We start from the raw sequence: 24,643 nt of genomic DNA on the forward strand, positions 1-24,643 counted from the left end.
TTCTGCCGGGAGCCCTACGGCAGTCCCGCCGTCCGGCGCTCGAAGACCTCGGGGCGCGCGGTCTCCAGGGCCGTGGCGACCGCACCGAGGAGCACCGCCTCCTCCCCCAGCAGGCTCGGCGCGAGCGTCGGGCGCATCGGGGTGATCCGGTGCAGGGCCTGCTCCAGCGGTTCCAGGAGCAGGTCCGCGCTGCTGCCGATGCCGCCGCCGAGGACCACCAGGTCCGGGTCCAGTACAGCGGACAACACGGCGACGGCGTAGGCGAGTTGTCCGGCCTCGTGGTCGACCGCCCGGACGGCCGCCGGATCACCGGCCCGGGCCCGCTCGAACACCTGCTTCGCCGTGGGCGCGCCGCCCATCCCGAGGTCCTGGGCGGTGCGCACCACGGCGTCCGCGGCGGCCTCGCGCTCGATGGTCGCCACGGGCTCGCCGGGGCGGGCGGGCAGCGGGACCAGGCCGATCTCGCCCAGCGCGCCGTGTGCACCGAGCAGCAGTTCGCCGTCCTTGACCACGCCCACGCCCAGGCCGGTACCGACGAGCAGGTAGGCGAACATCCGGCTGCCCCGGCCGGCGCCGAGGGTGTACTCGCCGAGCGCGGCCAGGTTGGCGTCGTTGGCGACGGTGACGGCCGTCCCCAGGCCCTCCCCGATCCGGTCGAACAGGCCGGGCCGGCCCCAGCCGGGCAGGCTGGTGGCGTAGCGGACGCCGCGCCGCTCCTCGTCCCACACGCCCGGGGTGCCGATCACCGCGTGCCCGATGTCGGCGGCGGCCAGGCCCGCCTCGGCGATGGCCTCATGGGCGGCGGCGACCACGGCGTCGGCGACGGCGTTCGCCGAGCGGCCCCGGTTGGCCACGTCCCGGCGGGCGACGACCGTCCCGGCGAGGTCCGCGACGGCGACCCGCAACCGGGCCCGACCGATGTCCACCCCGAGCACGTGCCCGGCCGTCGGGTCGACCTCGTACAGCACGGCGGTGCGGCCGCGCTCGGGGGCGAACCGGCCGGCCTCGCGGACCAGCCCGGCCTGCTCCAGCGCGGCCAGGGCGGCGGAGACGGTGGGCTTGGACAGACCGGTGTCCCGGGCGAGTTGGGCCCGCGAGGAGCCGCCACCGGTGCGCAGCAGTTCGAGCAGCAGCCACTCGTTGTTGCTGCGCAGCCGCTGCCGGTTCCACGGCACTGCCGGGGCCCCGGCCGCCGGGCGGTGGGTCGACAGGTGGCGGCTCATCGGTTCCTCCGGTGTGGGCGGGACGGCTGGCGAAGCGGGCGGGCAGGGCGTGACGCAGGCAAGGCAGGGCAGGGCGGGCCTGGCACGGCCCGCGGCGTCCGGTGTCGGGCGCCGCCGCCCAAGTATGACCGGTGATCATTCCGTTCCCGCCCCGACTGCCGAACCCGCGCTACCCAAGGCCGTGCCTGGCCGACCCACCGACCCACCGACCCACCGAATCCCGCCACCCGGCCAAGCCCGCCAGCCCGCCACTCGACCCCATCGCCCGTCAGACCACCCAGGCGCCCGTCATCCCCCGCACCGCCGAGCCGTCCAGGTCGGCCAGCTTGGTACCGGCGAAGGCCCGAGCCGTTTCGGAGGTCTGCACCCGCAGCGGCGGCCGCTCGGCGGTGAGCGCCGCGACGATCGGCTCCGCCGCCGCCTCCGGGGTCTGGGCCTGGCCGAAGGCCTTCAGCGTCCGGTCGATGTAGGCCTCCAGGGCGGGGGCGTACGGTCCGGCCGCAGCGGTCAGCGCGGGCAGGTCGAGGGCCTGGTTGCCGACGAACTCGCTGGCGACGGCGCCCGGTTCGACGACGGTGACGTGCACGCCGACGGTGGCGGCGACCGGGGCCAGCGACTCCATGAAGCCCTCGACGGCGAACTTGGCCGCACAGTACGCCTCGTTGAAGGGCTGTCCGACCACGCCGCCGACGCTGGTCACGGTGATCACCCGGCCGCCGGTGGCCCGCAGGTGCGGCAGCGCGGCCCGGGTGACCTCGACCACGCCGAAGTAGTTCACCTCCATGGCGGCCCGCACCGGCGCCATCCCGTCCTGCTCGATGGTGCCCACGAATCCGGCGCCCGCGTTGTTGACCACGGCGTCGAGCCGGCCGTGCCGGGCGAGGACGGTGTCCAGGCAGGCGGCGACGGACTCCGGGTCGGTGACGTCCAGTTGCTCGACCTCGATCCGCCCGTCGACGCCCGCCTCGGTGGCGGCGCGGTGCAGAGCCCCGGCCCGTCCGGTGTCGCGCATGGTGGCGACGACGCCGTACCCGGCGCGGGCGGCGGCGACGGCGGCGGCCAGACCGATCCCGGAGGAGGTGCCGGTGATGAGGACGATCGGGGTGGCGGCGGTGTCCATGGTGGTCTCTCCTCGGGCTCTCCGGGGCGTCCCCGGGGCTTGATGTGTGCGTGTGCACGCACCATACATTTATGTGCACGCACACGCAAATGGCTCCGGCCACGACTACAACACGGCCTCCGGCCGGTCAAGGTTTCACCCACTTGTGGGCGTGCCGCGCCCGGGCGCGTGATCATGGGCCTATGCAGTTCCGGCACGGCAACCGCGCAGAAGACGCCCCGCCCGCGACACCGGCGCCCCGACCCCTCGCGGCGGCGGCTGCCCACGCCGCGAGCCTCGGCTCGCTGCCCGAGGACAAGAGCGACACCGACCGCGACGGCAACAGCCCGGACCTGCTCCGCGACCTGCTCGCCACCGCCCCGGTCGGCGTCGCCCTGCTCGACGACCAGTTGCGCTGGCAGTACCTGAACACCGCCTTCGCCGCCGCCACCGGGCTGCGCCGCGCCGACCTGCTCGGCCGCCCCGCCGAGGCCACCCCCTTCGCCGGCGCCGCACCCACCCTGCGCCGCGTCCTCGCCGACGGACACGACCGCGAACACGCCACCGGCGGGCCCGAGGGCCCCGGCTCCCCCGTCCCACCCGGCCTGCGGGTGCGCTACCGACCGCTCGAACACGCCGGGCGGACCACCGGCGTGATCGTCGTCGTCCTCGACGACCCGGCCCCGGCCCGCGGCCGGCTCCACGAGCTCGAACAGGCCCGCGCCCGGCTCGCCCTGCTCGACGCCGCCGCCGAGCGGATCGGTACCACCCTCGACCTCTCCACCACCTGCGCCGAGCTCACCGCCTTCACCGTGCCCGGCTTCGCCGACCTCGCCACCATCGACGTCCTGCCACCCGACGCCGACCCGGCCCGGCCCGGACACGGCGCGCCCCTGCGCCTGCAGCGCGCGGCCGTCGACGCCGTCCCCGCCCTGCGCGCCGCCCTCGGCGAGTCGATCCGGCCCGGCGAGTCCGTCCGCCACGGGGAGGGCTCGGCCGCCGCCCGCAGCCTCGCCGGTGGCGGTGCGGTCCTCACCGAACCCGGCCCCGAGGACGCGAGCCCGGTCGGGATCACCTCCCTCCTCGTCCTACCGCTCGCCACCCACGACCGGCTCGTCGGCCTGCTCACCCTCGGCCGCAGCGCCGCCACCCCCGCGTTCACCCCGGACGAGGCCGCGCTCCTCGGCGCCCTCGCCGCCCGCGCCGCCGCCGCCATCGACCACGCCCGCCGCTACACCCGCTCCCAGGGCATCGCCCTGGAACTCCAGCGGGCCCTGCTCACCGAACCCGGCAACCCGCACCAGAACCTCCTCCTCGCCTCCCGCTACCTGCCCTCCGGCACCAGCTCGGTGGTCGGCGGCGACTGGTACGAGACGGTCCGGCTACCGTTCGGCCGCACCCTGCTCGCGATGGGCGACGTCATGGGACACGGCGTCGAGGCCGCCGTCGACATGAGCCACTACCGCTCGACCCTGCGCGACGTCGCCGGCATGGACCTGCCGCCCCACCGGATCCTGCGCCAACTCGACAACGTCATCTCCGCCAACGACACCGCCCGGCCCGCGACGTGTCTGCTGGTCCTCGCCGACCCCGGCCGCGGCCGCTGGACGCTCTCCAGCGCGGGCCACCTGCCGCCCGCCCTCATCACCCCCGACCACGCCACCGAACTCCTGCAGGTGCCCACCGGCCCACCCCTCGGCACCGGCCTCGGCGGCTACGAGCAGACCACCCACCCACTCACCCCCGACCAGACCCTCCTGCTCTACACCGACGGCCTGGTCGAACGCCGCGACGAGGACATCGACGCCTCCCTCGCCCGCCTCGCCGCCCTCCGCCTCCCCGCCACCGGCGACCTCGACGACCTCCTCGACGCCGTCCTCCACGCCCTCGCCCCACCCGGCCCCACCACCCACGGCACCACCACCGACGACGACATCGCCCTCCTCGCCGCCCGCCCCAAACCCCGCTGACCCCGTACCTCGGATCCGGACACCACTGAGGGTGAGGGCGGCGGGTGGACGTGATCGTTGCGATGGATCCGTTCGGTGCCGCAATCGCGAATTCGGTGAAGTCGCGGCCGGCGGGGACGCCGACGGTGCCCTCACCGTGTTGCGCTCGCGGCTCCGGTCACCCGGTCGGCGCCCGTCACCGGCTCGTGGATGACGACGTCCGCGCCGTACTCGACGGGCCGGCAGAGCAGCGGCGTCGCGAAGGTGTTGTCGGCGAGCATGGCGAAGGTGCCGCCGTACAGGCTCTGTTGGGCGATCACCTGGTCGCCGGAGCGCAGCAGGGCGAGCAGGACGGTGTTGATCGCGCCCATGCCCGAGGCGGTGGCGATGGCGTCCGCGCCGCCTTCGAGGTCGGCCACCGCGGTCTCCAGCGAGCGTACGGTCGGGTTGCCGTAGCGGTTGCAGCAGAACGTTCCGTCCGGCCCCCGAAAGCCTGCGAGAGTGCCTCAGCCCGTCGAACAGGCTGTCACTACAGTGAGGCCTTAACTGCGAGTCACCAACTTTCCGCAAGCCGGGCAGCTGGCAAGGGAGTTACGAGATTCGATCGCCCGCCTACTTCGTGAACCGCTCCCGATGGACAGCGATCAGGTCTCGGTACCAGGCATACGAGGCCTTCGGCGTGCGGCGCTGCGTCTCGAAGTCAACGTGGACCAGACCGAAGCGCTGACTGAACCCCTCCGCCCACTCCAGGTTGTCCACCAGCGACCACGCGTAGTAGCCACGGACATCGACGCCCTCGGCGACGGCCTGGGCGAGGGCGTCGAGGTGGGCGGCCAGGAAGTCGATGCGGGGCTGGTCGGGGGTGGTGGACTCGGTGACGGAGCAGCCGTTCTCGGTGATGGTGATGGGCGGGAGGGCGGCACCGTACAACTCCTTCAAGTCGAGGAGGAGTTGGCGGAGGGCGTCGGGAACGACGGGCCAGCCGAAGGCGGTGTGGGGGACGTCGGGGATGTCGACCAGGTCGAAGGGCAGGCCCGGCTCGGTGGGGGCGGCGACGCGGGTGGGGTTGTAGAAGTTGAGGCCGAGGCCGTCGAGGCCGGGGGTGTGGATGAGGTCCACGTCACCCGGGTGGACGGCACCGAAGATGTCGTCGGGGACGCCGAGGGCGGAGAGGTCGGGGTAGCGGCCGAGGAGGACGGGGTCGGTGAACAGGCGGTTGTGGAGGGTGTCGTAGGCCTCGGCGGCGGCCACGTCTGCGGGGTCCGGGGAGGCCGGCTCGACGGGGGTGAGGTTGTTGGAGAGCATCACCTCCAGGCCGCGCTCGTGGAGGATCGAGGCTGCCAGGCCGTGGGCAAGGAGCTGGTGGTGAGCGGTCGGGAGCGCCTCGAACATCAGGGTGCGGCCGGGGGCGTGGGTGCCCAGGGCGTAGCCGAAGACGGTGTGGACGAAGGGCTCGTTGAGGGTGATCCAGGCCGGGACGCGGTCGCCGAGGCGGTCCGCCGCCACCGACGCGTACTCGGCGAAGCGGTACGCGGTGTCGCGATTGAGCCAGCCGCCGTCATCCTCCAGCGCCTGCGGGAGATCCCAGTGGAAGAGGGTGGGCAGCGGGGTGATGCCCGCCTCCAACAGGGCGTCCACCAGCCGGTCATAGAAGGCGAGACCGGCGGGATTGACCGCGCCCGCGCCGGTGGGCAGCACCCGGGGCCAGGCGATCGAGAACCGGTAGCCGTCCAGCCCGAGACCCTTCATCAGGGCGATGTCCTCGGGGTAGCGGTGGTAGTGGTCGCAGGCCACCGCCCCCGTGTGCCCGTCCCGGACGGCGCCGGGGCGGGCGGCGAAGACGTCCCAGACGGACGGGCCGCGGCCGTCCTCGGCCACCGCCCCCTCGATCTGGTAGGCGGCGGTGGCGGCACCCCAGCGGAACCCCGCCGGCAGGTCGAAACGGTTCGGCATGGCAGCCTCCCGACGGAGAACATGAGGAGGACTCATGTTACTGACGCCGCGCCGAAACACCAGAGGAGGCCCACCGCCACCCGGAGGTCGCACACCCAATGACCCCGAACCCACTTGACCCCCAGTCGCCCGGCGATAGCCATCGCTGCACGTCAGCCGGTAGACAGCCCGCGCTGTCCGCTCGCCGGAAGATGCCTCCGGGACGGCCGTGTTGCAACGTGTGGTCCCTGGCGAGTCCCCTGACTGGTTGCCCGTCAGACCCAGCCTCCCCGGCCCTCGGGGTGGGTGGCCTGCTCTCCCGCGCCGCGAGCAGCCGGGCGACCTGCTGGACGAAGAACGGGTTGCCGCCGGTCCGGCGGTGCACCAGGGCGGCGGTCTCGGCCGCCGCCGGCGGCCCGTACCGGGCCAGCAGCGTTCCGACGTCCGTCACGTCCAGACCGCCGAGCACCACCACCTCGGCATCCGGCAGCGGGTGGCCGTCGGGCAGTTCGACGTCCCGGTAGGTGCCGATGAGCAGCAGCGGCTCGTGCCGGGCACGCCGGGCCAGGCGCCCGAACAGCAGCAGGGCGGCGGCGTCGGCCCACTGCAGGTCGTCCGGCGCCACAAGCAGTCGGCGACCGTCCCCGTAGCAGCGCCCCCGCGCTGCGGTCGAACTGAGCGAGCCGGGAGTCCGCACTGCTCGTCCGGGCAGCCGCGGCTTCCGTGAACGGTCGTCAGTCGGATGTGCGTGCGCCCCGGTTCACGAGAGGGCGCGCCAGGCAGTGTTCAGGGACTCGCGGAAGCGGTCGGCCTCCTCGGCGGTGAGTCCGGCGACCATGCGCGCCTCCAGTTCCCGGGTCGAGGCGGCGTACTCGGCGAGCAGGTGGCGGCCCGGCTCGGCGAGCAGCACGAGGCGTTCGCGGCGGTTGCCGGGGTTGGGCTCGCGACGGATCAGGCCGCGTCCCTCCAGGGTGCGGATCATGTCGGCCATCGACTGGGCGGTGACGAAGGAGTCGCGGGCCAGCTGGGCGGCCGAGATGCCGTCGTGCCGCTCCAGCACCGTGAGCGCCGTGTACTGCAGCGCGGTGATGCCGGCGGGCTTGAGCAGCTCGTCGAGCCGTGCGCGCACCGCCAGCTCCGTCCTCTTGACCAGGTACAGCAGCGAGGTGCCGGTCACTGCGGGTCGGTCCATCTCGTTCCCTTCGCCGAGCGCCGTCGGTGCGGCGGCGTGGCCAAGCCTAGGGCATTGACAGGAATCCTGATGATTGACGAGACTGCCATTCATCAGGATTCCTGTCGATCCTGGCGCCATCCCCTCCCATCACTCCCACGAGAGGTGCACCCTCATGGATCTCCAGGGCAAGGTCGCCGTCGTCACCGGCAGCGGCCGCGGTCTCGGACTCGCGTACGCACAGGCCCTCGCCGCGGCCGGCGCGGCCGTCGTCGTCAACGACGTCGACCGGGCAACCGTGGATGCCGCCGTCGCCACCATCACCGCCGCCGGTGGCCGCGCCACCGGCGCCGTCGCCGCGGTCGGCGACAGCGAGGCCGCCCAGTTGCTGGTCGACACCGCCGTGACGGAGTTCGGCAGCCTGGACGTGCTGGTCACCAACGCCGGTATCCTGCGCGACCGGGTGCTGTGGAAGATGACCGACGAGGACTTCGACGACGTCGTCCGCGTTCATCTGCGCGGCACCTTCACCTGCGCCCGCGCCGCCGCGATCCGCATGCGCGAGCAGGGCACCGGCGGCCGGCTCGTCCTGATCTCCTCCCCGGCCGGCCAGCGCGGCAACTTCGGCCAGACCAACTACGCCGCCGCCAAGGCCGGCATCGTCTCGATGGCCCGCACCTGGGCGATGGAACTCTCCCGCGCCGACATCACCGTCAACGCCGTCGTCCCGGTCGCCGCCACCGAGATGACCAGGACCATCCCGGCCTTCGCCCCGGTGATCGAGGAGGCCGAGCGCACCGGCAACCCGCTGCCCGACTGGCTGCGAAAGGAGGAGGGACTCGGCACCGTCGAGGACGTCGCCGCCCTGATCACCTTCCTCGCCTCCGACGACTCCAAGGACGTCACCGGCCAGGCCATCGGCATCGGCGGCGACCGCCTCGCCCTGTGGGCGCACCCCCGGGAGAAGGCTGTCGCCCTCGCCGACGGCGGCTGGAGCGCCGACGCCATCGCCGCGCAGTGGCAGGGCGGCGTCGGCGCCGAACCCGAGACCTACGGCATCCCCGCGCCCAAGGCCCCGGAGGCCTGACATGGTCGACCTCGCACACGACCTCGCACTCGACCTCGACCGGCTCACCGCCATCGACGTGCACACCCACGCCGAGATCTCCAAGGACGGCCACGGCGCACTGAGCCCCGAGCTGTTCGGGGCCTCCGAGGCGTACTTCAAGGCGCACGGCCACCGGCAGCCCACCATCGACGAGATGGCCGAGCACTACCGCGAACGCCGGATGGCCGCCGTGGTCTTCACCGTCGACGCCGAACACGCCACCGGCCATCCGCGGATCTCCAACGAGGAGATCGCGGAGAGCTGCGCCGCCCACCCCGACGCGCTGATCCCGTTCGCGAGCATCGACCCGCACAAGGGCCGTGCGGGGGTGCGGGAGGCCCGGCGCCTGGTCACGGACTACGGCGTCCGCGGCTTCAAGTTCCACCCCAGCATCCAGGCGTTCTCCCCGAACGACCGGCTGGCCTACCCGCTGTACGAGGCGATCGAGGAGCTCGGCGTGCCCGCCCTGTTCCACACCGGCCAGACCGGCATCGGCGCCGGCGTCCCGGGCGGCGGCGGCATCCGGCTGAAGTACTCGAACCCGATGCTGGTCGACGACGTCGCGGTGGACTTCCCGGAGCTGCGGATCGTCCTCGCCCACCCGTCCTTCCCCTGGCAGGACGAGGCGCTGGCGGTGGCCACCCACAAGCCACACGTGTACATCGACCTGTCCGGCTGGTCGCCCAAGTACTTCCCGCCGCAGCTGGTGCGCTACGCCAACACGCTGCTCAAGGACAAGGTCCTGTTCGGCTCCGACTACCCCGTCATCACCCCCGACCAGTGGCTGGCGGACTTCGCCCGACTCGACATCAAGCCCGAGGTCCGGCCGAAGATCCTCAAGGAGAACGCCGCCCGACTGCTCGGGCTGCGCACGGACTGAAGGAGCACCCGTGCTGAACCAAGGCATCGGCTCGTGGCCCGCCCGCCGGGCCCGCAAGACACCCGACCGGGTCGCGGTCGTCCACGAGGGCAGCAGCCGGACCTACCGTGAGCTGCACCAGCGCGTCCTGCAACTCGCCCACGGCCTGCGGGTGTCGGGCGTGGAGCGGGGCGACCGGATCGCGTACCTGGGGCCCAACCACCCGGCCTTCCTGGAGACCCTGTTCGCCGCCGGAGTCCTGGGTGCCGTCTTCGTCCCGCTCAACACCCGCCTCGCCGCCCCGGAACTGGCGTACAGCCTGGCCGACTCGGGCAGCACCGTCCTCGTCCACGCGCCGGAGCAGGCCGGGGCCGCCCGGGCCGCGGCCGAGGAGGCCGGGGTCCGGCACCGGATCGCGCTCGACGGACCCGGCCAGGACGTCTCCGGCTACGAGGAGCTGATCGCCGGCGTCTCCGGTGAGCCGCTGGATCTCGCCGTCGCCCCGGACGACCCCTGCATGATCATGTACACCTCGGGGACCACCGGCCGTCCGAAGGGCGCGGTGCTCTCGCACGGGAACATCACCTGGAACAGCGTCAACGTCCTCGTCGACACCGACCTGGCCGGCGACGAGGTGACCCTGGTCGTGGCGCCGCTGTTCCACACCGGGGGCCTCAACATGACCTGTCTGCCCACCCTGCTCAAGGGTGGCCGGGTGGTCCTGCACGGGGCCTTCGACCCCGAGCGGGTGCTGGAGACGATCGAACTGCTGCGCGTCACCTACATGTTCGGCGTCCCGACGATGTACGACGCGATGGCCGCCCGGCCCCGCTGGGCCACCACCGACCTCTCCAGCCTGCGTACTCTCAACTGCGGCGGCGCACCGGTGCCGACCCGCACCATCGCCGCCTACCTCGACCGCGGCCTGGCCTTCAGCCAGGGCTACGGCATGACCGAGGCGTCGCCCGGCGTCCTCTTCCTGGACGAGGAGCAGGCCTCTGCCAAGGCCGGCTCCACCGGGGTGCCGCACTTCTTCACCGACACGCGCGTCGTCCGGCCCGACGGCAGCGACGCCGGGCCGGGGGAGCGCGGCGAGGTCCTGGTCCAGGGCCCCAACGTGATGACCGGCTACTGGGGCCGGCCGGAGGAGACCGCGGCCGCGTTCACCGACGGCGACTGGCTGCGGACGGGCGACGTCGCCCGCACCGACGCGGACGGCTACGCCTACATCGTCGACCGGGTGAAGGACATGTTCGTGTCGGGCGGCGAGAACGTCTACCCGGCCGAGGTCGAGGACGCGATCCTCGCCCACCCCGCCGTCGAGGAGTGCGCCGTCATCGGCGTGCCCGACCCGGTCTGGGGCGAGGTCGGCCGCGCCGTCGTGGTCCTGCGGGCCGGCGCTCGCGCCAACGAGCACGACATCCTCGGCCACCTGTGGGGCCGGCTCGCCAAGTACAAGATCCCCAAGTCGGTGGTGCTCGCGCAGACCCTGCCCCGCACGGCCACCGGAAAGATCGTCAAGGCCGCCGTCCGCGAGCTGCATGCGTCCGGGAACCCCTCCGCGTCCTGACAGACGCACCGTCACACCACGTGTCCACAACGGAAAAGGATTTTCCATGCCCACCACCGCCCACGGCATCGACGGACTCAAGGCCCTCGGCGGCGCCGACCTCGGCCGCACCGAGTGGCGCGAGATCACCCAGGACCGGGTGAACACCTTCGCCGACGCCACCGACGACCACCAGTGGATCCACACCGACCCGGAGAAGGCCAAGGACGGCCCGTTCGGCGGCCCGATCGCCCACGGCTACCTCACCCTCTCGCTCATCATCCCGCTCTTCGGCGAGCTGCTGGACATCACCGGCATCTCCATGAGCGTCAACTACGGCCTGGAGAAGGTTCGTTTCCCCAGCCCCGTCCCGGTCGGCGCGAAGATCCGGCTGCACGGAGCCGTGGGCGCGGTGGAGGAGGTCAAGGGCAACGGCGTGCAGATGCCGCTGGCCTTCACCGTCGAGGTCCAGGGCAGCGAGAAGCCGGCCTGCGTGGCCCAGGCCGTCTACCGCCACTACGCCTGACCGGCCCCCTGGCACGAAGGCCCTTCGGCCCGGGACGGACCACGGAGTCCGTCCCGGGCCGAAGGGCCCTTTCGTCATTCCTTCCTCACCGGCTACCACCGGATCGCCCGCTGATCCGCGATGGCCGGTCCTGTCAGGTCGCGTCGGCTGCGGCAGACCACACCGGCCGCCGGAGGGTGACGCCGATGCTCGGGGCGCACCTGGTCCGCCATGACGCACGCCCGGGCCGGAAGGGAGGCTGCCGGTCGCGCCATTGCGGCCGGGAGGTGCCGCGGCGCCCCCGACCGCCCGAATCTCCCGGCGTGCGCGGTGTCCGCCCCGGCCGGAACCGAGGAGGCTTCAGCCGAAGTCCCGGACGGCCCGCATGCCCTTGGCCCGCGCGGTCGCCCACAGCTCCTCGGCCTCGAACAGGTCGAGCACCCCGGCCGCTCGGACCGGTTCGGTTGACGCGGCCAGCACGCCCCCGCTGAAGGTCGTGCTGATCGCGGTGTCGCCGGGCAGCGGCCCGACCACGACCACGCCGGGCAGATCCATCAGCTCACTGTGCTGCTGGAAGGCCAGCTCGACCCCGCCGGAGGCGAGCAGGCTGCCGGCCGGGACCCCCGGAGGCGCCTGGACGAGCCGCGGTGCGAGCTCCGCGGCGAGACCCAGCCGGGCCGTCAGCTCGACCAGCGCCGTACCGCTGGGGCCGGTGGAGTACGCGATCCGCCGTGCGGCCAGCAGGGCTGCCCGCAGGTCGGACTCCGAGGCGAGGGCGGGCAGCGGCGACCCCTCGGGCACAGCGGCGACCACCTGCGAGACCCACAACGGACGCAGCGTGCCGCCGACCAGCAGCCCCGCCCCCTCCAGCCCCGCCATCGCGTCCTCGGCGAGCACCAGCAGGTCGCCCTCGGCTCCTTCGCGCACCCGCCGTGCGACCTCGACCCCGCCGGCCGACTCGAACCGCACCTGCGCGCCGTAGGAGTGTCGGAGATGGTCGGACAGCTCGGCCAGGAGCTGCCTGGTCGCCATCGAGGACAGACCGGTGATCTCTCGGGACACGTCGTTCTCCTTGTGGGCGGCCGCTGCCACGGCGGGTGAACGGGCGGCTCAATGCCTGTCTGCGACACTGACCGCGTGAGCGCAACCCGGAGCACGGCGGCTGGAAAAGTTCTCGAAGTCCTCTCGACGTTCGGCCGCGACTGCCGGTCGCAGACCCTGTCGGAGATCGCACAGCGTACGGGCCTCGCCCTGAGCACCGCGCACCGGGTTGTCGCCGAGCTGGCTGCCTGGGGCGCCCTGGAGCGCGGCGAGGACGGCTCCTGGCACGTCGGGCTGCGGCTCTGGGAGATCGCCTCGGGCTGCCCGCGCAGCCAGATTCTGCGCGACGTGGCGCTGCCGTTCATGCAGGACCTGTACGAGGCGACGCACGAGAACATCCAGCTCGCGGTGCGCGAGGGCACCGAGCTGGTCTTCGTCGAGCGGATCGCCGGGCACCGCTCGGTGGAGCTGGTGACCATGGTCGGCTCGCGTTTCCCGACCGGCTCCACCGGGATGGGCCGGGTGCTGCTGGCGCACGCGCCGGGCGACATCCAGGAGGCCGTGCTGGACGCGCCGCTGCGGGCCTGGACCCCGCACACCGTCACCGACCCGAAGACCCTGCGCGCCCAGCTGGACCGGATCCGTCGCGAGCAGGTCTTCGTGAGCGACCGCCAGCTCTCGGAGAGCACCGTCGCGGTGGCCGCACCCGTGCGGATCGGCCGGACCGGCCCGGTCGGCGCCGCGCTCGGGATCGTCATCGCGGCGAGCAGCGCGAGCCGCGCCCGCGGCCTGCGGGAGCCGCTGCTGCGGGCCGTGCACGGCATCTCCGACGAACTCGGCCGACGGGCCCGCGCGACGGTCTGAGTCGGCGATTCCAGAGAGGACTTCCGCCTGGCGGAAGTGGTGCTGACCGGCGGAGGTCGCGGATGCCAGCGTTCGGGGTGTTCCGAACCCGCGCAGCCGCTCAGGAGATCCCATGGCCGAGGCCACCGCCGACACCGTCACCTCGGTACCCGTCGCCGTCGTCGGAGCCGGTCCGGCCGGCCTCATGCTGGCCCACCTGCTCGGCCGCGCCGGGGTCGACACGGTCGTCGTCGACACCCGCACCCGGCAGGAGATCGCCACCACCCATCGGGCCGGCATCCTCGAGGCCGACGTCGCCCGGGACCTGGTCGAGACCGGCGTGTCCGACCGCGTCGTGCGCGAGGGCCACGAGCACGAGGGCATCGAACTGCGCTTCGGCGGACGGCCGCACCGCATCGACTTCAAGGAGCTGGTGGGCGCGTCCACCTGGCTCTACCCGCAGACCGACGTGTTCACCGACCTGGCCGACGCCCGGGAGCGCGACGGCGGCACGGTCCTGTTCGGGATCGAGGACACCGAGGTCCTCGACATCACCACCGACGCCCCCCGGGTCCGCTGCACCCTGCCCGACGGGAGCCGGCGCGAGATCCGGGCCCGGTACGTGGTCGGCGCCGACGGTTCGCGCAGCATGTGCCGCGACCTGGTGCCCGAGGACCGGCGGGTGCGCCACGGCAAGGAGTACCCGTTCGCCTGGTTCGGCATCATGGCCGAGGCCCCGACGAGCGCGCCCGAGCTGGTCTACGCCCACTCCGAGCACGGCTTCGCGCTGATCAGCCAACGCACCGACGCGGTGCAGCGGATGTACTTCCAGTGCGCCCCCGACGAGTTGGTCGACACCTGGAGCGACGACCGGATCTGGGAGACCCTCCAGGCCCGGGTGGCCGGGCAGGACGGCTTCCGCCTCACCGAGGGGCCGGTGCTGGAGAAGACGGTGCTGCGGTTCCGCTCCTTCGTCCAGGAGCCGATGCGCTGGGGCTCGCTGACCCTCGCCGGCGACGCCGCGCACACCGTGCCGCCGACCGGCGCCCGCGGACTCAACCTCGCGCTGCACGACGTGAAGGTCCTCGCCGACGTCCTGCTGCGGGCCCTCGGCGGCGAGGGCGACACCGCGCTCGACGACTACCAGCCGCGCGCCCTCCAGCAGATCTGGCGGGCCCAGAACTTCTCCTCCTGGATGACCCGGCTGCTGCACACCGAGCCCGGCGACACCTCCTTCGACCTGCGCCGCCGACTCGGCGAGCTCGACAACGTGGCGGGCACCCGGGCCGGCCGCAGGTACCTCGCCGAGCAGTACACCGGCTGGCCCACCGGCACCCGGGCCTGACCCGGCCCACGACCCCGCACGACCACCAGGAGGCCCCCCGTGATCATCGACTGCCACGGCCACTTCACCACCGCCCCACCGCAGTTGGCCGCCTGGCGGGACCGGCAGGTGGCGGCGGCCGGCACCCCCGGCGACGCGCCCGACCCCGACGAGCTGGTCATCACCGACGACGACCTGCGCGGCGCGATCGAGGGCAACCAGTTGCGGCTGATGGACGAGCGCGGCATCGACCTGACCGTCTTCTCCCCGCGGGCCAGCTTCATGGCCCACCACATCGGTGACTTCGAGGTCTCCTCGGTGTGGGCGCGGATCTGCAACGACCTGGTCCACCGGGTCAGCCGGCTCTACCCCGACCGCTTCGCGATGGGCGCGATGCTGCCGCAGTCGCCGGGCGTCGACCCCGCCACCTGCCTGCCCGAGCTGCGCCGCGCGGTCGAGGAACTCGGCGCGGTCAGCGTCAACCTCAACCCCGACCCCTCGGGCGGGCACTGGACCGCGCCGCCGCTGACCGACCGCAGCTGGTACCCGCTCTACGAGGCGATGGTCGAGTACGACGTCCCCGCCATGATCCACGTCAGCACCTCGTGCAACCCGGCCTTCCACACCACCGGCGCCCACTACCTCAACGCCGACACCACGGCGTTCATGCAGCTGGTCCAGGGCGACCTGTTCGCCGACTTCCCGACGCTGCGGTTCGTCGTCCCGCACGGCGGCGGCGCGGTGCCGTACCACTGGGGCCGGTTCCGGGGCCTGGCGATGGCGCTCGGCCGGCCGGACCCGGAGGAGCTGCTGGACAACGTCCTCTTCGACACCTGCGTCTACCACCAGCCGGGCATCGACCTGCTCACCCGGGTGATCCCCAGCCGGGCGATCCTCTTCGCCAGCGAGATGATCGGCGCCGTCCGTGGCGTCGACCCGGACACCGGGCACCACTTCGACGACACCTGGAGGTACGTCGACGCCACCCCGTACCTCTCCGGCGAGGAGCGGACCGCGGTCCGCTCCGGCAATGCCCTGCGCGTCCACCCCCGGCTCGCCGCCCGCCTCGCCGCGGCCGGCCGCCTCGCCGCCGCCGATCGCTGACCCCAGGAGAAGAACCATGGAACACACCGAGATCGGGGTCGTCCGCACGTCGATCACCCGCGCCGACCCCGAGGCCGTCGCCGCGCTGTCGGCGTTCGGCGTGGCGACGATCCACGAGGCGATGGGCCGGGTCGGGCTGATGCGCCCCTACCTGCGCCCGGTCTACCCGAGCGCCCGCCTGTGCGGGACGGCGGTGACCGTGCTGCTGCAGCCCGGCGACAACTGGATGCTGCACGTCGCCGCCGAACAGATCCGCGAGGGCGACGTCGTGGTCGCCGCCTGCACCACCGAGAGCGAGGACGGCTTCTTCGGCGAGCTGCTCGCCACCTCCTTCCGCGCCCGGGGAGCCCGCGGCCTGGTCATCGACGGCGGCGTGCGCGACACGGCCGACCTGGAGCGGATGGACTTCCCCGTCTTCGCCCGGGCCGTCAACGCCAAGGGCACGGTGAAGGCCACCCTCGGCTCGGTCAACGTGCCGGTGATCTGCGCCAACGCCCTGGTGCGGCCCGGCGACGTCGTGGTGGCCGACGGCGACGGCGTCGTCGTGGTGCCGCGCGAGCGGGCAGCCGAGGTCGCCGAGGCCTCGGCGACGCGGGAGGCCGCCGAGGAGGGCAAGCGCGCCCGGTTCCGGACCGGCGAACTCGGCCTGGACATCTATGGCATGCGCGGCCCGCTGGCCGAGCTCGGACTGCGATACGAGGACCGATGACCACGCCCTTCGAGAAGACCCCCGGCTGGCTGGACTGGTACGCCGACCCGAGCCGCCCGCGGTTCGAACTGCCCGCGGGCGCCGTCGATACCCACTGCCACGTCTTCGGCCCCGGCGCCGAGTTCCCGTACGCCCCCGAGCGCAAGTACACTCCCTGCGACGCATCCAAAGACCAACTCTTCGCACTGCGCGACCAGTTGGGATTCACCCGGAACGTCGTGGTGCAGGCGACCTGCCACGGTGCCGACAACCGGGCCATGGTCGACGCCCTGCGCGCCTCCGGCGGCCTGGCCCGGGGAGTGGCCACCGTGCGGCCCGGAATCCCGGACGCGGAACTGCGCGAGCTGCACGAGGCCGGCGTCCGCGGTGTCCGGTTCAACTTCGTCAAGCGACTCGTCGACGCGGCGCCGCGGCAGGACCTGCTCGACGTCGTCGAACGGATCGCACCGTACGGCTGGCACGTCGTCGTCTACTTCGAGGCCGCCGACCTCGCCGAGCTGCGCGACTTCCTACTCTCCGTCCCGGTGCCGCTGGTCGTCGACCACATGGGCCGCCCCGACGTCACCGCGGACCCGCGCGGCCCCGACTTCGAGGCCTTCCTCGACCTCCTGCGCGCCCGGCCCGACATCTGGTGCAAGGTCACCTGCCCGGAACGGCTGTCGGCGGACGGCCCGCCCGCCCTCGACGGCGAACAGCGGGCGTACCGCGACGTCGTCCCGTTCGCCCGCCGCGTGGTCGAGGAGTTCCCCGACCGGGTGCTGTGGGGCACCGACTGGCCACACCCCAACCTCACCGACCACATGCCCGACGACGGCCTGCTCGTCGACTTCGTCCCGCACATCGCGCCCACGCCGGAGCTGCGGCACAAGCTCCTGGTCGCCAACCCGATGCGCCTCTACTGGCCGGACGCCGACTGACCGAATGACCCGCACCGCACGATTGGAGACCGGCATGGCGCTGGACAAGACCTACAAGCTGGTCCCGGGGACGACCGTCTTCGACGCCGAGCAGTCCGCCAAGGGGTACCACCTCAACCAGTTCTGCATGTCGCTGATGACCGCGGAGAACCGCGCGAGCTACCTCGCCGACGAACGCGCCTACCTCGATGCGTGGCCGCTGCGCGAGGAGCAGAAGCAGGCCCTGCTCGACCGTGACCTCAACGCCGCGATGCGTGAGGGCGGCAACATCTACTTCCTCGCCAAGTGGGGTGCCACGCTGGGGCTTTCGTTCCAGCAGATGGCGGGCTCGATGACCGGCATGACCGAGCAGGAGTACCGCGACATGATGGTCGGCGGCGGCCGCTCCGTCGAGGGCAACCGGATCGACCACGCCGTCCTCGAAGCGGCGTACGCCGACTCGGCGCCACCGGCCGAGCACGCCGTCGTCACCGGCGCGGTCTTCACCTCGCACGTGCCGGCGATCGGCGCGGCGATGGACCACCACAAGACCGAAGAGCCCTACTGGAAGCCGGTCTTCGACGGCTACGAGTACTCCAGGCAGTGGCAGCGGGAGAACCTCCCCGACGTGATCTTCCTGGTCTACAACGACCACGCCAGCGCCTTCGACCTGTCGCTGATCCCGACCTTCGTGCTCGGCACCGGCGCGGCCTACGCCACCGCCGACGAGGGCTACGGCCCCCGGCCCGTCCCCGGCATCGAGGGCGCCCCCGACCTGGCCGCGCACATCGCGCACTCGCTCATCCGGGACGACTTCGACCTCACCCTGGTCAACGAGATGACCGTCGATCACGGCCTGACCGTCCCGCTGTCGCTGATGTTCGGCGACGTCGAACAGTGGCCGTGCAAGGTGATCCCGTTCCACGTCAACGTGGTGCAGTACCCCGTGCCCTCGGGCGCCCGGTGCTTCGAGCTCGGCCGGGCACTGCGCCGGGCCGTCGAGTCCTACGACCGGCCGCTGACGGTCCAGGTGTGGGGAACCGGCGGCATGAGCCACCAACTGCAGGGCCCCCGCGCGGGCCTGATCAACCGCGACTGGGACAACGCCTTCCTCGACCGCCTGGTCGACGACCCGGCCGGCCTCGCGCAACTGCCGCACCTGGACTACGTCGAACAGGCCGGCTCGGAAGGCATCGAGCTCGTCATGTGGCTGATCGCCCGCGGGGCGATGAGCGACATCGACGGTGGCGGAACGGTCGAGACCAAGCACCGCTTCTACCACGTGCCGGCGTCCAACACCGCCGTCGGCCACCTGATCCTGGAGAACCACCCGCGGGCCGAAACGCCCGGCACGGAGGAATGACATGACCGACCAGCAGACCGTCCGGATCGCCCTCGCCGGAGGCGGCGCCTTCGGCGCCAAGCACGCCGCCGCGCTGCGGCGGATCGACGGCGTCGAAGTGACCGCCGTCGTCAGCAGCAGCCTCGACAGCGCCCGGAAGTTCGCCGCCGAGCAGGGCATCGGCCGCGCCTCCGCAAGCCTGGACGAGGTACTGGCGATGGACGACGTCGACGCCGTCATCCTGGCCACGCCCACCCCGATGCACGCCGCCCAGACCCTCGCCTGCCTGGAGGCGGGCAAGCACGTCCAGGTCGAGATCCCGCTCGCCGACGCGCTGCCCGACGCCGAGGCGTGCCTGGCCGCACAGCAGCGCACCGGACTGGTCACGATGGTGGGCCACACCCGGCGCTTCAACCCCAGCCACCAGTGGATCCGGCAGCGGATCCAGGCCGGCGAGTACCGCATCCAGCAGATGGACGTTCAGACGTACTTCTTCCGCCGCACCAACCTCAACGCCCTCGGCCAGGCCCGCTCCTGGACCGACCACCTGCTGTGGCACCACGCCGCGCACACCGTCGACCTGTTCGCGTACCAGACCGGGTCGCCGATCGTGCAGGCCAACGCCATCCAGGGACCGGTCCACCCCGGCCTCGGCATCGCGATGGACATGTCGATCCAGCTGCGCGCGGCGAACGGCGCCATCTGCACCCTGTCGCTGTCGTTCAACAACGACGGGCCGCTCGGCACCTTCTTCCGCTACATCGGCGACACCGGCACCTACCTCGCCCGCTACGACGACCTGCTCACGGGCAAGGACGAGCCGATCGACGTCAGCGGCGTCGACGTCTCCACCGACGGCATCGAACTGCAGGACCGCGAGTTCGTCGCCGCCATCCGCGAGGGCCGCGAACCGAACTCCTCCGTCACCCAGGTGCTGAACTGCTACCGGACACTGGCCGACCTCGAGCGGCAGCTCGACGCCGCCCGGACCTCGTGACCGTGTCGACGACGGCGGGCCCGGGCCGGACGCTGCGCCGGATCGGGCCCTTCGAGGTCCCGGCGATCGGCCTGGGCTGCATGAACCTCAGCCACGCCTACGGCGTCCCGCCCACACCGGAGGCGGCCGAACACCTGCTCCGTACGGCCCTGGACGAGGGCGTCACCCTCTTCGACACCGCCGCCCTCTACGGCTTCGGTGCCAACGAGGAACTCCTCGGCCGCGTCCTCGCCGACCACCGTGACCGCATCGTGCTCGCCAGCAAGTGCGGCATGACCGGCGTCGACGGCCGACGCGTCATCGACGGCCGTCCCGACACCGTCCGCCGCACCGCCGACCAGGCGCTGGCCCGGCTGCGCACCGACACCATCGACCTCTACTACCTCCACCGGGTCGACCGGCAGGTCCCCGTCGAAGAGAGCATCGGCGCGATGGCCGATTTGGTCACGGCAGGGAAGGTACGGGCGCTCGGACTCTCCGAGGTGTCCGTCGCCACGCTGCGCCGGGCCCACGCCGTCCACCCGATCGCCGCCCTGCAGAACGAATACAGCCTCTAGAGCGACCTCGGCTGGCACCATGTCCGCGTGATCGTTTCGCTGCTTTACAAGGTGGCCCGCAAGCTGTTGTCCGTACCCGGGGTGCTGCTGCGCCGCGACACCGCCAAAGACGCGGAGCTGCTCGCGCTCCGGCACGAGAACGCTGTGCCGCGCCGCCAGATATCCGGCCCGCTCCGCTACGAGTCCGCGGATCGGTTCTGGCTGGCAGCGCTCTCCAGCCTGATACCCCGTCACCGTTGGCGGGCAGCCTTCCCGGTCACTCCCGGCACGCTGCTGGCTTGGCACCGCCGACTCATCGCGGCGAAGTCGGACTACAGCACACGGCGCGCCCGCACCGGGCGACCGCCGACCAGAGCCGCGCTCAAGGACCTTGTGCTACGACTGGCTCGGGAGAACGCGAGGTGGGGCCACAAGCGGATCCAGGGCGAGCTGGCCCGTCTCGGGCACCCGATCGCCGCCTCCACGGTGTGGGAGATCCTCCATGCCGCCGGCATCGACCCAGCCCCGCGTCGCACCGGCCTGACCTGGCGCGAGTTCCTCACGAACCAGGCCGAGGGCATACTCGCGGCGGACTTCCTCCATCTGGACACCGTGCTCGGCCAGCGGCTGTACGCGCTGGCGTTCCTCGAACACGGCACCCGACGCCTGCACATCACCGGCGTCACCGCCCACCCAACCCGAGACCGGGCAGCACAGCAGGCCCGGAACCTGGCAGCCGACCTCGGCTCCCACGCGGAGTCCCTACGCTTCCTGCTGCGCGACCGGGACGGCAAGTACGGCCAGTCCTTCGACGCCGTCTTTGAGGCCGAGGAGATGGAGATCCTCAAGAGTGCGCCGCGAACTCCCCGGATGAACGCCCACTGCAAGCGAGTGATCGGGAGCATCCGGCGTGAGGCCCTCGATCATGTTCTCATCATGAACGAGGCCCACGCCCGGCAGGTCCTGACCGCCTACCAGCAGCACTACAACGCACACCGCCCCCACCGCGCACGCAACCAGCTACCGCCCGGCGCCCACGAGCAGCCCACCGCACACGACCTCGAGGGCCGAAAACTCCTGCGTACCCGCGTCCTCGGCGGCGTCATCAACGAGTACCGATACGCGGCTTGACCAGCAGCGATGACTTTCCGAGCCCCACAGGGTCTGCGACTGCTCTACTTGATCTTCTGCCGCGTACTGGGCTGGCTGGTCCTGTTGCGCCGCTCCTCCCCCTCGAACAACGCCGAGATCCTCGCCCTACGCCACGAGGCGGCCATACTCCGCCGCCAGGTGGAGAGACCGCGGATGTCCTGGGTGGACCGCGCCGTACTCTCCGCGCTCGCCCGCCAGCTACCCTCCGCCCTACGCCGGAACCGGCTCGTCACCCCCAGCACTCCGCTGGCCTGGCACCAATGCCTGGTCCGCTGGAAATGGCGCCAACCGCCCGCCAAGCCCGGCCGACCGCCGCTGCCCGACGAGATCGCCGCTCTCATCCAACGCCTCGCCAAAGAGAATCCGAGCTGGGGCTACGTCAGGATCCAGGGCGAACTGCGACGGCTCGGCCACCGGGTCGCCGCCGCCACCATCCGCCGCATCCTGCGCCGCTCCGGCCTGCCACCAGCACCACAGCGCGCCTCCCGGCAGACCTGGCGAACCTTCCTCCACACGCAGGCCCACACCCTCCTCGCCTGCGACTTCATGCACGTCGACACCGTCTTCCTCCAGCGCCTCTACGTCTTCTTCGTCATGGAGATCAAGACCAGACGCGTCCACGTCCTCGGCGTCACCGCACACCCCACAGGCGAGTGGGTCACCCAACTTGCCCGGAACCTGCTGATGGACCTTGAAGACAGAGCCAAGCCCTTCCGGTTCCTCATCCGCGACCGCGACTCGAAATTCACCGCCGCCTTCGACGCAGTCCTCGCCGGCAACGACACCGAAGTCATCCGGACTCCGCCACAGAGTCCACGGTCGAACGCATTCGCGGAACGATGGAGACGCACCACGCGCGCTGAGTGCACCGACCGACTCCTCATCACCAGCGAACGCCACCTGCGCACCGTCCTCAACGAGTACGTCGACCACTACAACATCGGCCGCGCCCACCGCGGCCTGGACCTACGAGCTCCCGACGACATTCCCAACGTCATCCCCCTGCCTGCTGCAGCAATCACGCGCCACCGAGTGCTCGGCGGACTGCTCAACGACTACCGCGCCACCCCGATCAGGCCGCCCCTCGCCCCGCAGGAAACGCCCAGCTCAGCGGCCTGATCGGAGTTTTGACACCCTTCACGGGGAATTGGAGAAGCGTCCGATCATGGTGAGGTGACTTCCGAACCAATTGATCGATCATCACACTTTTGGGCTATGTGTTGAAATCCTTGGCTATCAGGGTAATTCTCAATCGATGCATCGTCTCCGGCCCAAAGGCGAGTTGGTTTCCATCGATCATCCGCTTCACGCGGCGATGCGGCTCTTGCTTGCACGAGACATGGGCGGCATCCCGCTTCGCGAACAAGGGGTACGCCATGTCTGTCCTGACCGATGCCCGCTCCATTCAGCAGCGTGAGACGCGTTTCTCGCTGACCGCGTTTTCCGCCGTCGTGATTCCGGTTGGTGGCAATCCCCTGGGGGTAGCTCTCACGCCCGACGGGACACGCGCCTATGTGGCCAACAGGTCGTCGAACGCGGTCGACGTGATCGACACCGCCACCAACACCGTCATAGCGACCATCGCCACAGGCGCGGGGCCCACCCTCGTGGCGATCGCACCTGATGGGGCCCACGTCTACGTGAGCGTGGCCGCCGATGCGCTGCTCAGCGTGATCGACACAGCGACGAACACCGTCACGGCGAGCGTCGCGGTGGGGGCGGGAGCCACTGGCGTGTCGGTCACTCCGGACGGGGCCCGTGTCTATGTGGCGAACCAGAACGCGAGCACGGTCAGTGTGATCGACACTGCCACCAGCACCGTCATCGCGACCATCGCGGTGGGCGATGGGCCGACCGGCGTGACGGTCACTCCGGACGGCGCCCACGTCTATGTGGGCAACCTCGCCAGCAACACCGTCAGTGTGATCGGCACTGCCACCAACACCGTGACCACCACCATCGCCGGGCTTAACGGGCCCGCCGTTGTGGGGATCACCCCGGACGGCGCCCGCGGCTACGTCAGCAACGATGGCAGCGACACCGTCGCTGTGATCGACATCGCGACGAACACCATCACTGGCAGCATCGTGGTGGGCGGCCAGCCGCGTTTCGTGGTCGTCAGCCAGAATGGCGCCCACGTCTACGTGGCCGACTACGCCTCCAACACGGTCAGTGTGATCGACACCGCCACCAACACGCTCGCCGGAAACCTGAGCACCGGGCAAGGCGCGACCGGCGTCGCGGTCACCCCGGACGACTCCCGCCTCTACGTGACCAACACCGACGCGGGCACGGTCAGCGTCATCCCCCTGACCCTGATCCCCCACGAGGGAAGTACCAGCGGCGGCGCCACCGTGACCATCAACGGCCACAATCTCGCCAACGCCAGCGCCGTGCACTTCGGCACCGCCAGCGCCACCATCCTTACCAACACCGCGACCTCGATCACTGTCGTCAGCCCAGCCGGGGCCGGGGCGGTCCCCGTGACGGTCACCACCCCCGGCGGCACCGGATTCCTGGGGGATTTCATCTACTTCCCGGCCCCCCAGGTCAACGACGTCAGCCCCACCGACGGCCCCTCCGACGGCGGCAACACCGCCATCATCACCGGATTCAACCTCGCCGGCGCGATCTCCGCCTCTTTCGGCCCCAACCGCGCCACCATCCAGTCCGCCACGGACACCCAGCTCACCGTCACCGTCGCCTCCGCCCAGAACCCGGGCAGCGTCCCGGTCACCGTGACGACCCCGGGCGGAACCGCCGCCGGCCCCTATTACACGTACTGGCCCCAGCCGACCATCACCAATGTCACCCCCAACACCGCGTCGACCAGCGGCGGTACCCCCGTAACTCTCACGGGCACCGACCTTGCCACCACGCAACAAGTCACCTTCGAGAACGTCCCCGCCGACTTCTCCGTCATCTCCGACACGCAGATCACCGCCGTCGCGCCACAGCAATCTCCGGGCCAGAACATCACCATCTCGGTCACCACCGCCGGTGGCAGCAACTCCTGGAACTCCTTCACCTACCAGGACAACGCGTCCATCTGAGTTGGCACGTCAAGGCAGGGGCGCCTTCCGAGCGCCGCCGCAAAAGCGCCCAGCCCCGGCACGGCGGCCCCGTGGGGTCTATCAGGAAATCCTGATAGACCCGCCCCGCGCGGGTCAGATGGCAGGTACTCCAGCCGTAGATCGTAATCTTGCTGGTGGGGCCCGGTGGGGAGATGGCTGCGGCCACCGCTGATCATCGGTGTGTGAAGACAGAAGATCATGCGGTGGCCGCAGGTCACAGCGTAGACCCT

22 protein-coding genes and 1 pseudogene are annotated in these 24,643 nt (G+C 71.7%); 16 read left to right on the forward strand and 7 right to left on the reverse strand.

From position 1 onward, the window contains the following. Positions 1–14 precede the first annotated feature (14 nt). Together P3T27_RS16555 and P3T27_RS16560 are read right to left on the reverse strand one after the other, a co-directional pair. Positions 15–1,223: an ROK family transcriptional regulator gene (locus tag P3T27_RS16555; RefSeq protein ID WP_280679041.1), complete on the reverse strand. Its 1,209-nt coding sequence runs from the start codon at positions 1,221–1,223 to the stop codon at positions 15–17. A 268-nt stretch (positions 1,224–1,491) separates the two neighbouring features. Continuing rightward, a complete protein-coding gene (locus P3T27_RS16560; protein WP_280679043.1) occupies positions 1,492–2,343 on the reverse strand; it encodes an SDR family oxidoreductase in 852 nt (283 codons plus the stop codon). A gap of 182 nt (positions 2,344–2,525) precedes the next feature. Here P3T27_RS16560 and P3T27_RS16565 point away from each other — a divergent pair, with 182 nt between their 5' ends. Next, a complete protein-coding gene (locus tag P3T27_RS16565; RefSeq protein ID WP_280679045.1) occupies positions 2,526–4,292 on the forward strand; it encodes a SpoIIE family protein phosphatase in 1,767 nt (588 codons plus the stop codon). Positions 4,293–4,423: 131 nt separating this feature from the next. Here the strand turns inward: P3T27_RS16565 and P3T27_RS16570 are convergent. The 4 genes and pseudogenes from P3T27_RS16570 to P3T27_RS16585 all read right to left on the reverse strand — a co-directional run. Further along, a pseudogene (locus P3T27_RS16570) lies at positions 4,424–4,735 on the reverse strand (PLP-dependent transferase); the annotation flags it as partial. A 148-nt stretch (positions 4,736–4,883) separates the two neighbouring features. Then, positions 4,884–6,224, reverse strand: a complete 1,341-nt coding sequence (locus tag P3T27_RS16575; protein ID WP_280679047.1) for a GH1 family beta-glucosidase — start codon at positions 6,222–6,224, stop codon at positions 4,884–4,886. A gap of 37 nt (positions 6,225–6,261) precedes the next feature. Next, on the reverse strand, positions 6,262–6,828 hold the full coding sequence (locus tag P3T27_RS16580; protein WP_280679049.1) for a hypothetical protein: 567 nt from the start codon (positions 6,826–6,828) through the stop codon (positions 6,262–6,264). Between the two features lie 135 nt (positions 6,829–6,963). Then, positions 6,964–7,395: a MarR family transcriptional regulator gene (locus P3T27_RS16585; protein ID WP_280679051.1), complete on the reverse strand. Its 432-nt coding sequence runs from the start codon at positions 7,393–7,395 to the stop codon at positions 6,964–6,966. A 154-nt stretch (positions 7,396–7,549) separates the two neighbouring features. Here P3T27_RS16585 and P3T27_RS16590 point away from each other — a divergent pair, with 154 nt between their 5' ends. Genes P3T27_RS16590 through P3T27_RS16605 form a run of 4 tightly spaced genes read left to right on the forward strand, consistent with a single transcriptional unit; the run spans position 7,550 to position 11,416 of the window. Beyond that, positions 7,550–8,461 (forward strand): SDR family NAD(P)-dependent oxidoreductase, encoded by a 912-nt coding sequence (locus P3T27_RS16590; RefSeq protein WP_280679053.1) that lies wholly within the window; start codon positions 7,550–7,552, stop codon positions 8,459–8,461. Position 8,462: 1 nt separating this feature from the next. Next, positions 8,463–9,362, forward strand: a complete 900-nt coding sequence (locus P3T27_RS16595; protein WP_280679055.1) for an amidohydrolase family protein — start codon at positions 8,463–8,465, stop codon at positions 9,360–9,362. 10 nt (positions 9,363–9,372) lie between these two features. Next, positions 9,373–10,911, forward strand: coding sequence for a long-chain fatty acid--CoA ligase (locus P3T27_RS16600; RefSeq protein WP_280679057.1), 1,539 nt, complete (start codon positions 9,373–9,375; stop codon positions 10,909–10,911). 46 nt (positions 10,912–10,957) lie between these two features. Next, positions 10,958–11,416, forward strand: coding sequence for a MaoC family dehydratase (locus P3T27_RS16605; RefSeq protein ID WP_280679059.1), 459 nt, complete (start codon positions 10,958–10,960; stop codon positions 11,414–11,416). Positions 11,417–11,755: 339 nt separating this feature from the next. On the opposite strand, the gene P3T27_RS16610 is transcribed toward P3T27_RS16605, so the two are convergent. Further along, positions 11,756–12,457 carry a substrate-binding domain-containing protein gene (locus P3T27_RS16610; RefSeq protein WP_280679061.1) on the reverse strand — a complete coding sequence of 234 codons (702 nt, stop codon included), beginning with the start codon at positions 12,455–12,457 and terminating at the stop codon, positions 11,756–11,758. A 75-nt stretch (positions 12,458–12,532) separates the two neighbouring features. Here P3T27_RS16610 and P3T27_RS16615 point away from each other — a divergent pair, with 75 nt between their 5' ends. The 11 genes from P3T27_RS16615 (at position 12,533) to P3T27_RS16665 (ending at position 24,392) form a co-directional block, all read left to right on the forward strand. Further along, positions 12,533–13,300, forward strand: coding sequence for an IclR family transcriptional regulator (locus tag P3T27_RS16615; protein WP_280679063.1), 768 nt, complete (start codon positions 12,533–12,535; stop codon positions 13,298–13,300). A 112-nt stretch (positions 13,301–13,412) separates the two neighbouring features. After that, positions 13,413–14,624 carry a 4-hydroxybenzoate 3-monooxygenase gene (locus tag P3T27_RS16620; protein WP_280679065.1) on the forward strand — a complete coding sequence of 404 codons (1,212 nt, stop codon included), beginning with the start codon at positions 13,413–13,415 and terminating at the stop codon, positions 14,622–14,624. 39 nt (positions 14,625–14,663) lie between these two features. Further along, positions 14,664–15,707, forward strand: coding sequence for an amidohydrolase family protein (locus P3T27_RS16625; RefSeq protein ID WP_280679067.1), 1,044 nt, complete (start codon positions 14,664–14,666; stop codon positions 15,705–15,707). Between the two features lie 16 nt (positions 15,708–15,723). Beyond that, entirely contained in the window at positions 15,724–16,416 is a 693-nt protein-coding gene (gene ligK / locus P3T27_RS16630; protein ID WP_280679069.1) for a 4-carboxy-4-hydroxy-2-oxoadipate aldolase/oxaloacetate decarboxylase, read from the forward strand. Further along, entirely contained in the window at positions 16,413–17,333 is a 921-nt protein-coding gene (locus P3T27_RS16635) for an amidohydrolase family protein (protein WP_280679072.1), read from the forward strand. Before ligK ends, P3T27_RS16635 begins: the two co-directional genes overlap by 4 nt. 4 nt (positions 17,334–17,337) lie before the next feature. Then, positions 17,338–18,675, forward strand: a complete 1,338-nt coding sequence (ligA, locus tag P3T27_RS16640; protein WP_280679074.1) for a protocatechuate 4,5-dioxygenase subunit alpha — start codon at positions 17,338–17,340, stop codon at positions 18,673–18,675. A 1-nt stretch (position 18,676) separates the two neighbouring features. Beyond that, positions 18,677–19,651, forward strand: coding sequence for a Gfo/Idh/MocA family oxidoreductase (locus P3T27_RS16645; RefSeq protein WP_280679076.1), 975 nt, complete (start codon positions 18,677–18,679; stop codon positions 19,649–19,651). A 2-nt stretch (positions 19,652–19,653) separates the two neighbouring features. Further along, positions 19,654–20,208, forward strand: coding sequence for an aldo/keto reductase (locus P3T27_RS16650; RefSeq protein WP_280679078.1), 555 nt, complete (start codon positions 19,654–19,656; stop codon positions 20,206–20,208). 27 nt (positions 20,209–20,235) lie between these two features. Further along, entirely contained in the window at positions 20,236–21,318 is a 1,083-nt protein-coding gene (locus P3T27_RS16655) for an integrase core domain-containing protein (protein ID WP_280679080.1), read from the forward strand. Positions 21,319–21,327: 9 nt separating this feature from the next. Then, positions 21,328–22,458, forward strand: a complete 1,131-nt coding sequence (locus P3T27_RS16660; RefSeq protein WP_280679085.1) for an integrase core domain-containing protein — start codon at positions 21,328–21,330, stop codon at positions 22,456–22,458. A 257-nt stretch (positions 22,459–22,715) separates the two neighbouring features. Beyond that, a complete protein-coding gene (locus P3T27_RS16665; protein ID WP_280679087.1) occupies positions 22,716–24,392 on the forward strand; it encodes an IPT/TIG domain-containing protein in 1,677 nt (558 codons plus the stop codon). The last annotated feature ends 251 nt before the right edge of the window (positions 24,393–24,643 follow it).

Source organism: Kitasatospora sp. MAA19 (assembly GCF_029894125.1).
Classification (GTDB): domain Bacteria; phylum Actinomycetota; class Actinomycetes; order Streptomycetales; family Streptomycetaceae; genus Kitasatospora.

Bases quoted from the DNA above. Each gene is read 5' to 3' on its own strand.
- P3T27_RS16595 (WP_280679055.1), top strand. From the start codon at position 8,463: ATGGTCGACCTCGCACACGACCTCGCACTCGACCTCGACCGGCTCACC.
- P3T27_RS16565 (WP_280679045.1), top strand. From the start codon at position 2,526: ATGCAGTTCCGGCACGGCAACCGCGCAGAAGACGCCCCGCCCGCGACA.
- P3T27_RS16560 (WP_280679043.1), bottom strand. From the start codon at position 2,343: ATGGACACCGCCGCCACCCCGATCGTCCTCATCACCGGCACCTCCTCC.
- P3T27_RS16635 (WP_280679072.1), top strand. From the start codon at position 16,413: ATGACCACGCCCTTCGAGAAGACCCCCGGCTGGCTGGACTGGTACGCC.
- ligA (WP_280679074.1), top strand. From the start codon at position 17,338: ATGACCCGCACCGCACGATTGGAGACCGGCATGGCGCTGGACAAGACC.
- P3T27_RS16665 (WP_280679087.1), top strand. From the start codon at position 22,716: ATGTCTGTCCTGACCGATGCCCGCTCCATTCAGCAGCGTGAGACGCGT.
- P3T27_RS16555 (WP_280679041.1), bottom strand. From the start codon at position 1,223: ATGAGCCGCCACCTGTCGACCCACCGCCCGGCGGCCGGGGCCCCGGCA.
- P3T27_RS16575 (WP_280679047.1), bottom strand. From the start codon at position 6,224: ATGCCGAACCGTTTCGACCTGCCGGCGGGGTTCCGCTGGGGTGCCGCC.
- P3T27_RS16605 (WP_280679059.1), top strand. From the start codon at position 10,958: ATGCCCACCACCGCCCACGGCATCGACGGACTCAAGGCCCTCGGCGGC.
- P3T27_RS16645 (WP_280679076.1), top strand. From the start codon at position 18,677: ATGACCGACCAGCAGACCGTCCGGATCGCCCTCGCCGGAGGCGGCGCC.
- P3T27_RS16660 (WP_280679085.1), top strand. From the start codon at position 21,328: ATGACTTTCCGAGCCCCACAGGGTCTGCGACTGCTCTACTTGATCTTC.
- P3T27_RS16590 (WP_280679053.1), top strand. From the start codon at position 7,550: ATGGATCTCCAGGGCAAGGTCGCCGTCGTCACCGGCAGCGGCCGCGGT.
- P3T27_RS16620 (WP_280679065.1), top strand. From the start codon at position 13,413: ATGGCCGAGGCCACCGCCGACACCGTCACCTCGGTACCCGTCGCCGTC.
- P3T27_RS16585 (WP_280679051.1), bottom strand. From the start codon at position 7,395: ATGGACCGACCCGCAGTGACCGGCACCTCGCTGCTGTACCTGGTCAAG.
- ligK (WP_280679069.1), top strand. From the start codon at position 15,724: ATGGAACACACCGAGATCGGGGTCGTCCGCACGTCGATCACCCGCGCC.